We start from the raw sequence: 13,524 nt of genomic DNA, 5'->3' as shown, positions 1-13,524 counted from the left end.
CTTGTTGCGGCGCTGTCGCACCCAAAAAGCACGAAGGCAGTTTTCGGGTTTATTTGATAATTTCAGCACTCTATTAGGCAATTTTTGCAGACTGCACCTTAGGCAAGCCGCCCATCTCAAGGATCAGATCAACGATTTTCTCCACGCCCTGCTCATTGCGCAATTGCGCCATCACGAAGGGCCGCCCTGCCCGTGCGCGGGTGGCGTCAGCCTCCATCACCTCAAGCCGCGCCCCGACATAAGGCGCGAGATCAGTTTTGTTGATCACCAAGATATCCGAGCGTGTCAGTGCAGGCCCGCCTTTGCGCGGAATATCCTCGCCCGATGCCGTATCAATCACATAAATCGTCAAATCCGCCAATTCAGGGCTGAATGTCGCCGATAGGTTATCGCCGCCGCTTTCGATCAACACGATCTCAAGGTCAGGGTGGCGCGCCTGCATTTGCGCAATTGCGGCCAAATTGATGCTGGCATCCTCGCGGATGGCCGTATGGGGGCACCCCCCCGTCTCAACCCCAATGATCCGATCAAGGGGCAGGATCTGCATCCGCATCAGCGCCTCTGCATCCTCTTGGGTGTAAATGTCATTGGTGATGACACCGATGGAAAACTGGGTTTTCAGACGCGCGGCGAGCCTTGCGGTCAGCGTGGTTTTACCCGCGCCAACAGGGCCACCGATCCCAATTCGAAGCGGGCCATTTGGGGAAAGATTGGTCATGATTGAAACATCCTCGCAGGGGCCAACCCGTGGTGTGCGGCGGCAATGTCAGAAAGAAAGGCGGTGCTGTGCAAATCATCCAAACTTGCGGTTTCAGCAGTCGGGGCAAGGGCGGCAATCTGGGGCGAAAGCCGCGCCAATATCCCTTGTGCCGCCACCTGCCCCAAGGGCATCAAGCGTTGCGCCGCAGCGACAAGATTTGCGAAAAACCCCTGAAGATAGAGGGCCGCCGCATCGGCGGGCGCAATCCCGCGCTGTGCGGCTACAAAGCCTAGCGCGATTGGCACAAACAGATCAGGCAGGCCATCCTGCCCCCAAACATCGCGCATCAAGGCGCTGAAACTGGCCCCCATATTTTGCGCCTCGCGCAGACGGGGGGCCGCGAACTGCCATGCGCGGGCCTCATCTTGGAGTGCGATCAAGGCGCCATGCCCCTCGGCTTTGGCGCCAAGCCCGATCCAAATCGCATCATTGCGCCCCGTGCCATGATGCAGCAGGTCACATAACCAATCCTCAAGATCATCGGCAGATGTGATTAGCCCGTCTTGAATGGCGGCCTCAATCCCATGACTAAAGGCAAAGCCCCCCACAGGGAAGGCAGGCGAAACCCACTGCGCCAGTGTGATATAATCGGCATCAATGCGCATGGGGCATATGCGCGCTTGCACCATGTTCATGGGCATGGGTGCGCCCATGACCATAGGCCCCGCCCTCGGGGGTGAAGGGGCGGGTTTCTTCCACCAAATCCGCCCCAAGTTGCCCCAACATATGCGCGATTACGGGATCGCGGCGGATGATCAGACAGCCTTGCCCAATCTCGCAAGGGGTGTGGCGATTGCCAATGTGCCACGCGAGACGCGCCAAGTTTTCACCTCGGATGACCAACACCGCCTCAGGGGCGGCGCGCACCGCAATGCGGCGACCATCGGTCAGCACCAAAACATCCCCCGCGTCCAGCGATGTGGTCTGCGCCAAATCCAATAAAAATGCCCGTCCACCATCGCTGATAAGGCGCTTGCGGCGTAGAAACCGCGCCTCGTAATCCAGCGTGATCGTGTCAAAAGAAAGGGCCACGCCCGTGACAGGCCCACGCATCACCTCATGGCACAAGGGTAGATCAGTCATCCTTCCCCCCCTTTTCAGAATAGGAAATAGCGCTGCGCCATTGGCAGCACCTCGGCAGGTTCGCAGATCAGCAATTCCCCATCTGCGCGCACCTCATAGGTTTCAGGGTTCACCTCGACCTGTGGGGTGGCGGTGTTCAGCTTCATATCCGCCTTGCCGATGGCGCGGGTGTTGCGCACGGCAAGGGTGGTCTTGGCAAGGCCAAGCGCGGATTTGATGTCGCGCGATTGCGCGGCCTCGGATACAAAACTGACCGAGCCGCGTTCCACCGAACGCCCATAAGCCCCCCACATGGGGCGCGAATAGACGGGCTGCGGGGTCGGGATTGAGGCATTGGGATCGCCCATTTGCGCCATGGCAATCGTGCCGCCGATTAAGACCATCTCAGGCTTGACCCCGAAAAAGGCGGGTGACCACAGCACCAAATCGGCACGCTTGCCGACCTCAATCGAGCCAATCTCATGCGAAATTCCATGCGCAATGGCGGGGTTGATCGTGTATTTCGCGACATAGCGGCGGACGCGGAAATTGTCATTCTCGCCCGTCTCTTCGGGCAGGCGGCCGCGTTGTTTGCGCATCTTATCCGCCGTTTGCCATGTGCGGATGATCACTTCGCCCACCCGCCCCATCGCCTGACTGTCAGACGCAATGATCGAAAAAGCGCCCATATCGTGCAGGATATCTTCGGCGGCGATGGTTTCGCGGCGGATGCGGCTTTCGGCGAAGGCGATATCTTCGGGGATGGATTTGTCCAGATGGTGGCAGACCATCAACATATCGAGATGTTCCTCGACCGTGTTCACGGTGAAGGGCCGTGTTGGGTTGGTTGAGGACGGGATCACATGTGCCTCGCCGCAGATTTTGATGATGTCAGGCGCATGACCGCCCCCCGCCCCTTCGGTGTGGAAGGCATGGATCGTGCGGCCTTTCAGCGCCTTGATCGTATGTTCGACAAAACCCGACTCGTTAAGCGTGTCGGTATGGATCATCAACTGCACATCCATCGCATCGGCCACGCTGAGGCAGCAATCAATCGCCGCAGGCGTGGTGCCCCAATCTTCGTGCAGTTTCAGCGCGCAAGCCCCGCCCAAAATCTGTTCCTCAAGGGCGGCGGGTAGGCTAGCATTGCCCTTGCCCGCGAAGGCAAGGTTCATCGGAAAGGCATCCGCCGCCTGCAACATCCGCCCCAAATGCCAAGGCCCGGGCGTGCAGGTGGTGGCAAGCGTGCCATGCGCAGGCCCCGTGCCCCCGCCCAACATCGTGGTAAGGCCCGAATGCAGCGCATCTTCGATCTGCTGCGGGCAGATATAGTGAATATGGCTGTCAAACCCGCCAGCCGTCAGGATACGCCCCTCGCCCGCGATGATCTCGGTGCCTGCGCCGATGGGGATGGTGACATCGGGTTGCGTGTCGGGATTTCCCGCCTTGCCGATGGCGGCGATGCGCCCATCCTTCAGGCCGATATCGGCCTTGTAAATGCCTGTGTAATCGACCACCAAAGCATTGGTGATGACCGTGTCCATCACGCCTTCAGCGCGGGTCAATTGCGATTGGCCCATGCCATCGCGGATCACCTTGCCGCCGCCAAACTTGACCTCCTCCCCATGGGGGCCTGTGAGATCACGCTCGACCTCGATGATCAAATCTGTATCGGCAAGGCGCAGTCGGTCGCCTATGGTCGGCCCAAACATCCCTGCATGATCGCGGCGCGAAATTGAGGCAGGCATCACAAATCCCCCATGATTGCGGCGTTAAAGCCAAAGACCCGCCGCGCCCCAGAAATCGGGATCAGAGTGACCTCGCGGCGCTGACCGGGCTCGAACCGCACCGATGTGCCTGAGGCAATATCAAGGCGCATCCCACGGGCGGCCTTGCGGTCAAACTCCAGCGCGGGGTTGGTTTCAGCGAAATGATAATGGCTGCCCACTTGCACAGGCCTGTCGCCCGTATTGGCAACCACGACCGTCACCGCCTCGGCACCCGCATTCAGGGTCAAATCCCCTTCTGCAACAAACAGCTCGCCCGGGATCATTTCCACTGCTCCGCAATGATCAAAACAGCCAATCCAATTGCGCCAAGCGCGCCAAGCGCCACGGCCCAAGGTTCGACCCCATGCGGGTGAAGATGCAGCCCCTCATGCGCACTTGCGGGGCCAGCAAGCATGAGGGACAAGGCAGAAAGGATCATAGTTTTCATGAATTTATTCCTTTATCTTCAACGAATAGGGTTATGGACAGTGACCAGTTTTGTGCCATCGGGAAATGTGGCCTCGACCTGCACCTCGTGGATCATCTCAGGCACGCCTTCCATACATTGATCGCGCGTGATGACATGGCCCCCTGCCTGCATCAAATCCGCCACGCTGCGGCCATCACGGGCCCCTTCGACCACCGCATCGGTGATCAGCGCAATGGCCTCGGGATGGTTCAGCTTCACCCCCCGCGCAAGGCGGCGGCGGGCCACCTCAGCGGCCATCGAGATTAGCAGTTTATCTTTTTCACGGGGGGTGAGGTTCATCTCTTACAGGCTCCAAGAACGGGGAAGATCATGGGGGGATAAGGCGCGCAAAACGGGCACCAAAGTGCGGCGCAGGCCAAACCCATCTTCGGCCAGAATGCGCACGAGCAATAAACCCGCTTGCGGGGCTGATACGGCAGCGGTTTGGGGCAACAGGGTGCGGATCATCTCAAGCTTGGCGCAGGCGTCAGGCGCGGCACATATCACCGTGGCAAATCCCGCAGCCCCCTGCCCGATGGCCGCACGCGCAAGATGGGCGTGAAGATCACCCTCCATCCGCAGCGCATCGCGATAGAGGGGGCGCCCTGCGCGGGTGATGCTGATGTGATCTTGCAGATAGCCCTGTCGCACCACCTCGCCCATCGCGGCGCGCCCAAGGATAACGCTTTCTGCCGCCAATAGATATGCGTCTTCGGCCATCTCTACGCAGAGGCGCCGCCGCAGCGCGCCGCCATCAAACAAGATCACCTCTTGCGGCAGCCATGACAGCGCAGCCCCCGCTGCAATGGTTAACTGCGTGCTGACCTGACCACGGCCCGTTGCGGCGCGATAGATGCGTTCGGCCGATTGCGTGGTCAGGGTCAGATGCCCGCCCGCCACATCGCCCACAATGGCGAAGCGATCTCCGCCAGTGATGCCGCCTGCAGTGTTGATCAGCACTGCCTCAACGGTGCCTTCGCGGCGCGGAAACAGCGCGCGCAATGATCCTTCGGCCCGAAAATCCTGTAATCGCCCCGAGTGCCCCAAGCCCACACGCAAAGCCCCCTTTGCACGCGGGGGGGCGCATGGTGGCGATATGGGCAAAGTTTCAGTCACGCGGAGGCGGCCTTGATGATGGATTGCACGTCTGGCCCAGGATTTCCCTCTCGGGCAGCAAGGAAAAGAGGCGCGCTTGGCCCCAATCGGCCCCTGCGGATGATTGATTAAATTTTAATCGAAATTTTGATCCGCGCTCAAAAATAGCGCGAAATGAAAAGCCCCCGCAGCGCGTGTCTGCGGGGGCCAAATCGCTCGGGTCAGTTTGGCGCGCGCTCTGCCCATCCTGCAAAGATACGCTCAAGCGCCACAACCACATAGAACAGCAAGATACCAAGGGCGGCCAACATGAACAGCACCGCAAACATCAATGGATAATCTGCGCTAATCCGCCCTGAATCGAACAATGCCCCAAGGCCGCGACCATGCGGGCTGACGATTTCCATCAAATTTGTGCCAATAAAGGCCAAGGTGACGGCAACCTTCAACGCCCCGAAAAATTCGGGCAGGGTTTTGGGCAATGCAATTTTCCAGAAAATCGTGAATTTCGAGGCACCAAGTGCGCGCAAAATATCACGATATTCAGGTTCTAGCGTGGACAATCCGATTGAGACAGAGACTGCAATCGGGAAAAACGAGATCATAAAGGCGATAAGCACGGTGTTGAAATCATGCTGACCCACGAAGATCAGCGCCACAATCGGCACCACTGTCGCCTTGGGGATTGCGTTAAAGCCAACCAAGAGCGGGTATAACCCCTCGCGCGCGATGCGCGAAAAGCCCATGATCATCCCCAACCCTGTGCCAAACACCACCGCCAAGGCCAAACCCACAACTGTGCGCCAAAGCGTTTCCCACGAGGCCACAACGAATAATTCGCGGAATTGCCAAAATTTTGGGATCAAATCCGAAGGTGAGGCCATGCGATAATTGGGCAGTTGATAGAACCAGACCAACCATTCCCAGATGGCAATCACAGCCGCAATGAACAGGATCGGCACGCCGATTTTAAGAAACTTATCATTCATGCTGCGCCCTCCTGAGGAACGCGACCTTGCGCCAGTTGAATTTGGTGGCGCAGCACGGCCAGCATATCGACCGCTTTTTTGCTGTAGAGGTCTTCAAGACTGCGCTTGCCCTTCAGATCAACCTGCAAAATATGTTGGGCATGGGCGGGACGACCCGAGAGAACCACCACTTGATCTGCCAAAAACACACTTTCGCGCAGATCATGGGTGATCAACAGGCAGGTAAAGGGCTCTTCCGCACGCAGATCATGCATGGTGCACCACAGGTCTTCGCGAGTGAAGGCGTCAAGCGCCCCAAAGGGTTCATCCAAGATCAGCACATCGGGCTTATGGATAATAGAGCGACACAAGGAGGCCCGTTGGCGCATCCCCCCTGAAAGCTCGGAGGGTTTCTTGCCCTCAAACCCTTTGAGCCCCACCAATTCCAACAAATGGCGCGCGCGCGCCTCGCCCTCGGCGCGGCTCATTGGGGTTTTGACAATCTCCAAGGGCAGAAGCACGTTTTCCAAAATTGTGCGCCATTCCAACAGAACGGGGTTTTGAAACGCCATCCCCACTGTGGCGCGTGGCCCTGTTACCTTTTGACCTGACAACCAGACCTCGCCTTGGTCAGGGCGCATCAGCCCCGACACCAATCGCGTCAGCGTGGATTTCCCACAGCCCGAAGGCCCAACCACCGCGCAAAATGAATGTTCTTCAATCTGCAAAGAGAGATCATCAAGAACGGGCAACGGCCCCGATGCCGTGCGATAGGCATGAGTGACCCCTTTTAATTCTATTTGAAACGCCATCTGTTCCTTTATCCCTGAAAAATTGGGCCAGCGAGATCAGGTCGCGCTGGCCCTTATTGTCTTATTGTTTGGCTTTATTGGGCCAAGCTGCGCTCCTCGGCGGGGGGCAGATAGGCATCGGTGAAATAAAGCGATGCGTCAGGCGCGTTTTGGAAATCGTAAACGATGGTCATCTGCTCAAGCGCCTCGGCCATGCGGGCAGGGTCAATATCGCCCATGCCATTTTCAAGCGCATAAGCGGTTGCGATATTCGCATCGAGCGCCATTTGCAGACGCCGCGTTTCCAAATCAACATCGCCTGCGGGGTTGCGCGCAATTACGGCAGCTGCCCCTGCGGCAGGGTCAGCCATAGCATCGCGCACGCCATCGACAACCGCACCCAAGAACGCGGTCACAATCTCGGGGTTCGCGGCGGCATAATCCGTATTTACGATGATCGCGTTGCCATAAAGTTTAACCCCGTGATCCGCAAAAAGGATCGTGGTCAGATCATCCTCAGGCACCCCCAAACGTGCGGCGCTGAGATAGGAGCTAAAGTTGAAGCCCGTCACACTGTCCACTGTGCCTTCGGCCAAAGATGGCTCGCGCGTGGGGAAGCCAACAGGCTCGACCGTGATTGTGCTGACATCGATACCATTTACGGCTGCCAAAATCGGGAATTGCGCCCATGCCCCGTCAGGGGGCGGTGCGCCAAGGGTAGAGCCTTCGAGATCTTCAATCCCGTTAATCCCAAGGCTTTTACGACCCACAATCGAGAAAGGTGGGCTGTCATAGATCATCATAACGGCAGTCACAGGGGCGCCAGGGTTTTGATCTAGGAAGCGGATCAATGAGTTGATATCAGCAAACCCAATAGGAAATGCACCCGTGGCAACCTTGGGGATCGCATCGAGCGACCCTTCACCTGCAGAAATCTCAACATCAAGGCCTGCATCTGCGAAATGGCCATTATCAATCGCCAAGAAGTAAGGCGCAGATGGCCCCTCAAACCGCCAATCGAGCGTAAAGGGGATATCGGTTTGGGCGAAGGCAGGGGTAGTTGCAATCATCCCTGCGGCGATCAGTGGTAGTGTTTTACGAAGCACGGCTTATTCTCCAATCCAATGCAGCACTGTGAAGCCACCTCATGATCCCACCCGCCTGCGGTCAATCCGCAGCATGGGCAAGACGGCGCGCCATGACGAAGGCCTGTTAAAGATTAGGCAGTTCCAGAAATTTTGCCTAGAAAAAAAGCAAACCGCGAAGCTGATAGGTGAAGAATTGGTAAAATTCCCTTAAATTTTTCTCCAATTGCCAAGCGAACCCCAAGCCCCTAGCGTGGCAGTCGCGTGAGAACTGAAAAAGAAAATAGCCCAAATGAACCAAGATAATTTTGTGATCCCTGCCCCCCCGCACCCAATGATTCCCGTGGAGGGGGGCGGCGTATTTCCTGTTCGCCGTGTGTATTGCATCGGGCGCAATTATGCCGCCCATGCGATTGAAATGGGTCATGATCCCGACCGCGAGCCGCCGTTTTTCTTTCAGAAAAATCCAGATAGTTTGGATGCGTCAGGCGAGATGCCCTACCCTGTTGGCACGTCTGACTTGCATCATGAGATCGAAATGATGGTAGCGCTGAAATCAGGCGGGCGCGATATCGCGCTTGAAGATGCGCTGTCCCATGTGTGGGGCTATGGGGTGGCGCTTGATATGACACGGCGCGATTTGCAGGGCGAGGCTAAGAAATTAGGCCGCCCTTGGGAGACCGGTAAATCCTTTGAGCACTCCGCCCCCATGAGCCCACTTTTGCCCGTATCCCAAGTGGGCCATCCCAGCACAGGAGAGATCACGCTGCATGTGAATGGGGCGCTGCGCCAAGAGGGGGATTTGGCGCAAATGATTTGGAAAACGCCTGAAATCATCCGCTATCTGTCGCAATATTTTGAATTGGCGGCAGGGGATGTGATCCTGACGGGCACGCCTGCGGGGGTTGCCCCCGTGGCGCGCGGCGATGTGATGGAAGGAAAGGTTGCAGGTCTGGGCACGTTGCGCGTCCGTGTGACATGAACCTGCAAGCAGGGGAGAAGATAAAATGAGCGTCATCACACTGGGCCTCATCATGGGCATCTGTGGCACTGTTGCGATGGATATCTGGGCGGTGATCCTGACACGGATTGCGGGCATCCCTGCGCCCAATTGGGGCAATGTGGGCCGTTGGGTTGCGCATTTGGGGCGCGGGACAGTGTTTCACGCTGATATCAATGCCAGCACCCCCGTGGCCCGCGAACGCATGATTGGTTGGGTTTTCCACTATGCGGTCGGTGCGGTCTATGGCGCGCTGTTTTTGGGGATCATGGGCCAAGCGTGGTTAAGCGCGCCAAATTTCCTGCCGCTTTGGATTTTCGCGATCCTGACCATCGGGGCGGGATGGTTTTTGTTGCATCCAGGCCTCGGGCTTGGATGGGCGCTTGCGAAAACCGCCGCCCCATGGAAGGGGCGGGTTTTGGGTCTTATGGCCCATACGGTCTTTGGCCTTGGAATGTGGGTGGGCGCACTGGCGCTTGGTTAACGATGCGCGTGGATATAGCGCAACAGGCTTGCCGTAGAGGGGTCTAACCCCTCTGCACCCGCCGCGCCCTCAACGGCGGGTTGCAGGGCCAAAGCCAGTTCTTTGCCCAATTCCACCCCCCATTGGTCATAGGAATTGATCCCCAAGATCACCCCTTCCACAAAAACCCGATGCTCATAAAGGGCGATGATCTGCCCCAAGGTGAACGGGGTCAGGCGCGGATAGATCAGCGTGGTTGACGGGCGATTGCCCGTGAAAACGCGGTGCCGCGCTTGGCGTTCCAATTCCGCACCAGACAGGCCTTTTGCAGCCATCATGCCGCGCGCCACCTCAAGGCTACGGCCCTGCATCAAGGCCTGAGATTGCGCCAAGCAATTCGACAAGAGCAGGGTATGGTGATGCGCCAATTCAGGCTCATGCCCTGCGGCGGCCACCATAAATTCGCACGGAACGACACGCGTGCCCTGATGGATCAGCTGATAAAACGCGTGTTGCCCATTTGTGCCCGGCTCCCCCCAAACAATCGGGCCTGAATGATAGGGCAAATCCTGCCCATCCATCGACACGCCCTTGCCGTTCGATTCCATTTCCAATTGCTGCAAATAGGCGGGCAGACGCGATAGGCGTTGGTCATAGGGCAACACCGCGCGGGTCGCATGACCGCAAACCTGATTGTGCCACAGCCCGACCAAGGCCAATAATACGGGCATATTCTCGGGAAGATCCGCCTCGCGGAAATGGGCATCCATGGCCGCCGCACCCGCAAGGAATTCCTCAAACTGTTTTGGCCCAATGGCCAGCATCACCCCAAGGCCAATTGGCCCCCAGAGGGAATAGCGCCCACCGACCCAATCCTCGAACCCAAACACGCGGGACGGATCAATACCATAGGCCGCTGTTTTATCCGTGGCAGAGGACAGGGCCACGAATTGCGCGGCAGGCTCGCTGACCGCCTGCGCCATCCAATCGCGCGCCGTTTGCGCATTGGTCATGGTTTCAATCGTGGTAAAGGTTTTCGAGGCGACAATGACCAAAGTTGTTGTTGGATCAAGCCCTTGCAGCGTGTCGTTGATATGTGCCCCATCCACGTTTGACACATAATGCACGCGCGGCCCATCGTGATAAGGTGCAAGCGCAAGCGTGGCCATCGCAGGGCCCAGATCAGACCCGCCAATCCCAATATTGATCACATCCCTGATCTTGCCGCCCTGCCCCTTATAGCGGCCTGCGCGCAGATCATCGGCGAACTGTGCCATACGGGCGCGGGTTTCTTGCACGGCAGGCAGAACATCCACCCCATCCACCATGATCGGGCCAGAGGGCGCACGCAAGGCGGTATGCAGCACCGCGCGACCTTCGGTTTCATTGGTCTTTTCGCCCGCGAACATCGCCGTGCGTTTTTCTTCGACATTCGCCTTGCGGGCCAATTCCACCAAGAGTGACAGCACCTCATCGGTGATATGTGTCTTAGAAAAATCGAACATCATATCACCCGACTTGGCCGAAAACCGCGCAGCGCGGGCAGGATCATTGTCAAAAAGCTGCGACATAGGGGTGCTGCGCAGGTGATCCCACGCGGTGGAAAGCTCTGTCCAGATGGTCATGATTTACTCAGCCCAATGAATGGTGGCGGTCTTTAAAACAGTGGCAATTGGTGCTTGATCTTCAGGCAAGTCTGCGGCCCGCTCAAGTGCTGCGCGCTTTTCTGGCCCTGTGATCAAGATATGGCAATGCAGCGCGGCTTTCAGCACGGGGGCGGTCAAGGTGATCCGCGGCTCGCCCGCATTTGCGGCCCGCATCGCCATCAGGGGCGGCGCATCTGCGCTGAGGGCTGCGTTGAGATTATCCCCATCGGGAAAGAGGCTTGCGGTATGCATATCTGCGCCCATCCCCAACAGCAAAACCGTGATCGGCAAATGCGGCAACAGCCCGTTTGTCAGATCGGGGATGCCCTCCTCTGGCGTATTGGCGCCGTTAAATAAGGGAATTAACTTTGCCTCTGATGCCTTTGATTGCAATAGTTTTTCCTTCAAAAGCCTGGTGTTAGAGCGCGGACTATCTTCACCAAGCCAGCGTTCATCATTGAGAAAGATTGCAACATCGCGCCAAGCCAAATCCACCTCGGCCAAGGTTTTGAACACAGGGCCCGGTGTCGTGCCGCCTGGAACGCAGAGCGAGGCACGCCCCGCCATGCGCAAGGCCTGCCCTAATTCCGAGGCGATACGATCCGCCAAGGACATCATCAATAGATCGCGGTCGGGATAGGTGATCAATTCCATGGGATCAGCCCACCTCACGCCAACGGCGCCCATCCCGATGCAACAACATCAGCGCATCTTCTGGCCCTGTGCTAAAGGCCTGATAGGGCACGGGGCGCTCATTGCGCGATTGCCACCCTTGGATGATTGGATCCGTCCAACGCCAAGCTGCCTCAACCTCATCGCCGCGCATGAATAGCGTTTGATTGCCACGGATCACATCCATGATCAGCCGCTCATAAGCATCGGGTGCATCGGCCGCATCCGCCCCAAGCGCCTCGGCAAAGGTCATATCAAGCGGCACATCGACCAAACGCATCCCCCCTGGGCCTGGCTCTTTGATCGTGACGCTGAGATCAATGCCCTCATCAGGTTGCAGGCGAATAGACAAAACATTGGGCTTCGTCCCTGCATCCTCATCAAAAATGGAATGGGGCGGCTCTTTGAAATGGATCACAATCTCGGACATTCGCGCGCGCATCCGTTTGCCTGTGCGCAAGTAGAATGGCGTGCCATTCCACCGCCAATTGGCGATATGCACCTTCATGGCCACAAAACTTTCTGTGCGGCTTTTGGGGTCTTCGACATCATCCAAATAAGACGCGGTCTTATCGCCTGCTTTATACTGGCCGCGCACAATATCCTCGGGGCGCACAGGATCGAGTGCGCGGATCACCTTAAGCTTTTCATCGCGCACCGCATCAGGGTCAAAATGATTGGGCGGCTCCATCGCGGTCAAACACAGAAGCTGCATCAAATGGTTTTGCACCATATCACGCATCGCGCCTGATTTATCGTAATAGGCCCCCCGCCCGCCAACACCGACCTCTTCGGCCACAGTGATTTGCACATGGTCGACATATTGGGCGTTCCACAGCGGCTCGAACAGAATATTCGCAAAGCGGATCGCCATCAGGTTTTGCACCGTTTCTTTTCCCAAATAATGGTCGATGCGGTAAATCTGGCTTTCGTCAAAATGCTCGGCCAGTGTTGCGTTCAAGGCCTTGGCGGTGGCCAGATCATGACCAAAGGGCTTTTCCACCACAATCCGCGCATCAGAGCGCGCAACTTTATGGGTGTGCAGACGTTCGGCCAGATCGCCAAACAAGGCGGGCGCGACCGAGAAATAAAAGGCCTGCACGACACCATCACGCATTGTGCCCGCGAGATCGGCCCATCCATCCGTGCCGCGCGCATCAATGGCAACATAGCTCAAACGCTGTAAAAACGCGGCAAGGCTGGTTTCATCGCGTCTGGCTTCGGGGGTAAATTCGGCAATAGCCGCGCGGACAAAATCACGAAAGGCAGCATCATCTTGGGATGTGCGCGCCGCGCCGATGATCCGCGCCTCGGGCGGCATTTGCCCGTCATGAAAGCGCCGATAAAGTCCAGGCAGGATTTTGCGCCGCGCCAGATCCCCTGTCGCCCCAAAAATTACCAGATCAAAATCTTCAACTGGAATGACGCGCGAAACCATTTTCTCTCCTTTGCCCTGCATCTGACCCAGATTCTTTGGGAAATTCACAGGTTATTGCCGCCTTTGGCCGTGATTTACGTTAGCGCTAACGAAAGCTGAGGCGGGCTTAGCCAATCTCGAACCCAAAGTCTAGCAGAGCCTGACGATTTGGCAAAGCGGCGGGGCAGATTTTCGCGCGCTGTGGCGCGGTGTAAAATGAAAAAGGCTCAAGCGGCCTCCCCTCCGCTTGAGCCTCAACGCGACGTGAAACCCCCATTCGGGGCTCGCGCGTATTCAATGTGCCTGCGACATTTTATCATTTGCAAC

General features: G+C 57.5%; 16 protein-coding genes. 2 read left to right on the top strand and 14 right to left on the bottom strand.

The window, feature by feature from the left end:
* Positions 1-73 precede the first annotated feature (73 nt).
* From ureG to AAC620_RS01765, 11 genes are all read right to left on the bottom strand, one after another.
* A complete protein-coding gene (gene ureG / locus AAC620_RS01815; protein ID WP_340242547.1) occupies positions 74-718 on the bottom strand; it encodes an urease accessory protein UreG in 645 nt (214 codons plus the stop codon).
* Positions 715-1,365 (bottom strand): urease accessory protein UreF, encoded by a 651-nt coding sequence (locus AAC620_RS01810; protein WP_340242546.1) that lies wholly within the window; start codon positions 1,363-1,365, stop codon positions 715-717. Before AAC620_RS01810 ends, ureG begins: the two co-directional genes overlap by 4 nt.
* Positions 1,355-1,843 carry an urease accessory protein UreE gene (locus AAC620_RS01805; RefSeq protein ID WP_317654949.1) on the bottom strand — a complete coding sequence of 163 codons (489 nt, stop codon included), beginning with the start codon at positions 1,841-1,843 and terminating at the stop codon, positions 1,355-1,357. The genes AAC620_RS01810 and AAC620_RS01805 overlap by 11 nt, the downstream gene beginning before the upstream one ends.
* A gap of 14 nt (positions 1,844-1,857) precedes the next feature.
* Positions 1,858-3,570, bottom strand: a complete 1,713-nt coding sequence (gene ureC / locus AAC620_RS01800) for an urease subunit alpha (RefSeq protein ID WP_340242545.1) — start codon at positions 3,568-3,570, stop codon at positions 1,858-1,860.
* Entirely contained in the window at positions 3,570-3,875 is a 306-nt protein-coding gene (locus AAC620_RS01795; protein ID WP_340242544.1) for an urease subunit beta, read from the bottom strand. Before AAC620_RS01795 ends, ureC begins: the two co-directional genes overlap by 1 nt.
* The gene (locus tag AAC620_RS01790) at positions 3,872-4,039 is read right to left on the bottom strand and encodes a peptidase M23 (RefSeq protein ID WP_340242543.1); all 168 of its coding nucleotides are present in this window, start codon (positions 4,037-4,039) and stop codon (positions 3,872-3,874) included. Before AAC620_RS01790 ends, AAC620_RS01795 begins: the two co-directional genes overlap by 4 nt.
* A gap of 18 nt (positions 4,040-4,057) precedes the next feature.
* Positions 4,058-4,360: an urease subunit gamma gene (locus tag AAC620_RS01785; RefSeq protein WP_317654953.1), complete on the bottom strand. Its 303-nt coding sequence runs from the start codon at positions 4,358-4,360 to the stop codon at positions 4,058-4,060.
* Positions 4,361-4,363: 3 nt separating this feature from the next.
* Positions 4,364-5,113 carry an urease accessory protein UreD gene (locus tag AAC620_RS01780; protein ID WP_340242542.1) on the bottom strand — a complete coding sequence of 250 codons (750 nt, stop codon included), beginning with the start codon at positions 5,111-5,113 and terminating at the stop codon, positions 4,364-4,366.
* A gap of 263 nt (positions 5,114-5,376) precedes the next feature.
* Complete coding sequence (locus AAC620_RS01775; protein WP_317654955.1) at positions 5,377-6,144, bottom strand: ABC transporter permease; 768 nt, start codon at positions 6,142-6,144, stop codon at positions 5,377-5,379.
* On the bottom strand, positions 6,141-6,935 hold the full coding sequence (locus AAC620_RS01770; protein ID WP_340242541.1) for an ABC transporter ATP-binding protein: 795 nt from the start codon (positions 6,933-6,935) through the stop codon (positions 6,141-6,143). The genes AAC620_RS01775 and AAC620_RS01770 overlap by 4 nt, the downstream gene beginning before the upstream one ends.
* Positions 6,936-7,009: 74 nt before the next feature.
* Positions 7,010-8,020 (bottom strand): ABC transporter substrate-binding protein, encoded by a 1,011-nt coding sequence (locus tag AAC620_RS01765; protein WP_411567071.1) that lies wholly within the window; start codon positions 8,018-8,020, stop codon positions 7,010-7,012.
* Between the two features lie 271 nt (positions 8,021-8,291).
* Between AAC620_RS01765 and AAC620_RS01760 the strand changes: the two genes are divergently transcribed.
* Together AAC620_RS01760 and AAC620_RS01755 are read left to right on the top strand one after the other, a co-directional pair.
* Positions 8,292-8,981: a fumarylacetoacetate hydrolase family protein gene (locus AAC620_RS01760; protein WP_445322420.1), complete on the top strand. Its 690-nt coding sequence runs from the start codon at positions 8,292-8,294 to the stop codon at positions 8,979-8,981.
* A gap of 25 nt (positions 8,982-9,006) precedes the next feature.
* Positions 9,007-9,483 (top strand): DUF2938 domain-containing protein, encoded by a 477-nt coding sequence (locus tag AAC620_RS01755; RefSeq protein WP_340242540.1) that lies wholly within the window; start codon positions 9,007-9,009, stop codon positions 9,481-9,483.
* On the opposite strand, the gene pgi is transcribed toward AAC620_RS01755, so the two are convergent.
* Genes pgi through zwf form a run of 3 tightly spaced genes read right to left on the bottom strand, consistent with a single transcriptional unit; the run spans position 9,480 to position 13,218 of the window.
* Positions 9,480-11,087 (bottom strand): glucose-6-phosphate isomerase, encoded by a 1,608-nt coding sequence (pgi, locus tag AAC620_RS01750; RefSeq protein ID WP_340242539.1) that lies wholly within the window; start codon positions 11,085-11,087, stop codon positions 9,480-9,482. The genes AAC620_RS01755 and pgi overlap by 4 nt on opposite strands.
* A 3-nt stretch (positions 11,088-11,090) precedes the next feature.
* Positions 11,091-11,762: a 6-phosphogluconolactonase gene (gene pgl, locus AAC620_RS01745; RefSeq protein WP_340242538.1), complete on the bottom strand. Its 672-nt coding sequence runs from the start codon at positions 11,760-11,762 to the stop codon at positions 11,091-11,093.
* Positions 11,763-11,766: 4 nt separating this feature from the next.
* Positions 11,767-13,218 carry a glucose-6-phosphate dehydrogenase gene (gene zwf, locus AAC620_RS01740; RefSeq protein WP_340242537.1) on the bottom strand — a complete coding sequence of 484 codons (1,452 nt, stop codon included), beginning with the start codon at positions 13,216-13,218 and terminating at the stop codon, positions 11,767-11,769.
* Positions 13,219-13,524: the final 306 nt, after the last annotated feature.

Source organism: Roseobacter sp. HKCCA2468, from assembly GCF_037805105.1.
Taxonomy (GTDB): Bacteria; Pseudomonadota; Alphaproteobacteria; order Rhodobacterales; family Rhodobacteraceae; genus M30B80.
The sequence above is the reverse complement of the archived record's forward strand: the minus strand, read 5'-3'. Positions and strand labels throughout refer to the sequence as shown.

Bases quoted from the DNA above. Each gene is read 5' to 3' on its own strand.
- ureG (WP_340242547.1), bottom strand. From the start codon at position 718: ATGACCAATCTTTCCCCAAATGGCCCGCTTCGAATTGGGATCGGTGGC.
- AAC620_RS01810 (WP_340242546.1), bottom strand. From the start codon at position 1,365: ATGCGCATTGATGCCGATTATATCACACTGGCGCAGTGGGTTTCGCCT.
- AAC620_RS01805 (WP_317654949.1), bottom strand. From the start codon at position 1,843: ATGACTGATCTACCCTTGTGCCATGAGGTGATGCGTGGGCCTGTCACG.
- ureC (WP_340242545.1), bottom strand. From the start codon at position 3,570: ATGCCTGCCTCAATTTCGCGCCGCGATCATGCAGGGATGTTTGGGCCG.
- AAC620_RS01795 (WP_340242544.1), bottom strand. From the start codon at position 3,875: ATGATCCCGGGCGAGCTGTTTGTTGCAGAAGGGGATTTGACCCTGAAT.
- AAC620_RS01790 (WP_340242543.1), bottom strand. From the start codon at position 4,039: ATGAAAACTATGATCCTTTCTGCCTTGTCCCTCATGCTTGCTGGCCCC.
- AAC620_RS01785 (WP_317654953.1), bottom strand. From the start codon at position 4,360: ATGAACCTCACCCCCCGTGAAAAAGATAAACTGCTAATCTCGATGGCC.
- AAC620_RS01775 (WP_317654955.1), bottom strand. From the start codon at position 6,144: ATGAATGATAAGTTTCTTAAAATCGGCGTGCCGATCCTGTTCATTGCG.
- AAC620_RS01770 (WP_340242541.1), bottom strand. From the start codon at position 6,935: ATGGCGTTTCAAATAGAATTAAAAGGGGTCACTCATGCCTATCGCACG.
- AAC620_RS01760 (WP_445322420.1), top strand. From the start codon at position 8,292: ATGAACCAAGATAATTTTGTGATCCCTGCCCCCCCGCACCCAATGATT.
- AAC620_RS01755 (WP_340242540.1), top strand. From the start codon at position 9,007: ATGAGCGTCATCACACTGGGCCTCATCATGGGCATCTGTGGCACTGTT.
- pgi (WP_340242539.1), bottom strand. From the start codon at position 11,087: ATGACCATCTGGACAGAGCTTTCCACCGCGTGGGATCACCTGCGCAGC.
- pgl (WP_340242538.1), bottom strand. From the start codon at position 11,762: ATGGAATTGATCACCTATCCCGACCGCGATCTATTGATGATGTCCTTG.
- zwf (WP_340242537.1), bottom strand. From the start codon at position 13,218: ATGGTTTCGCGCGTCATTCCAGTTGAAGATTTTGATCTGGTAATTTTT.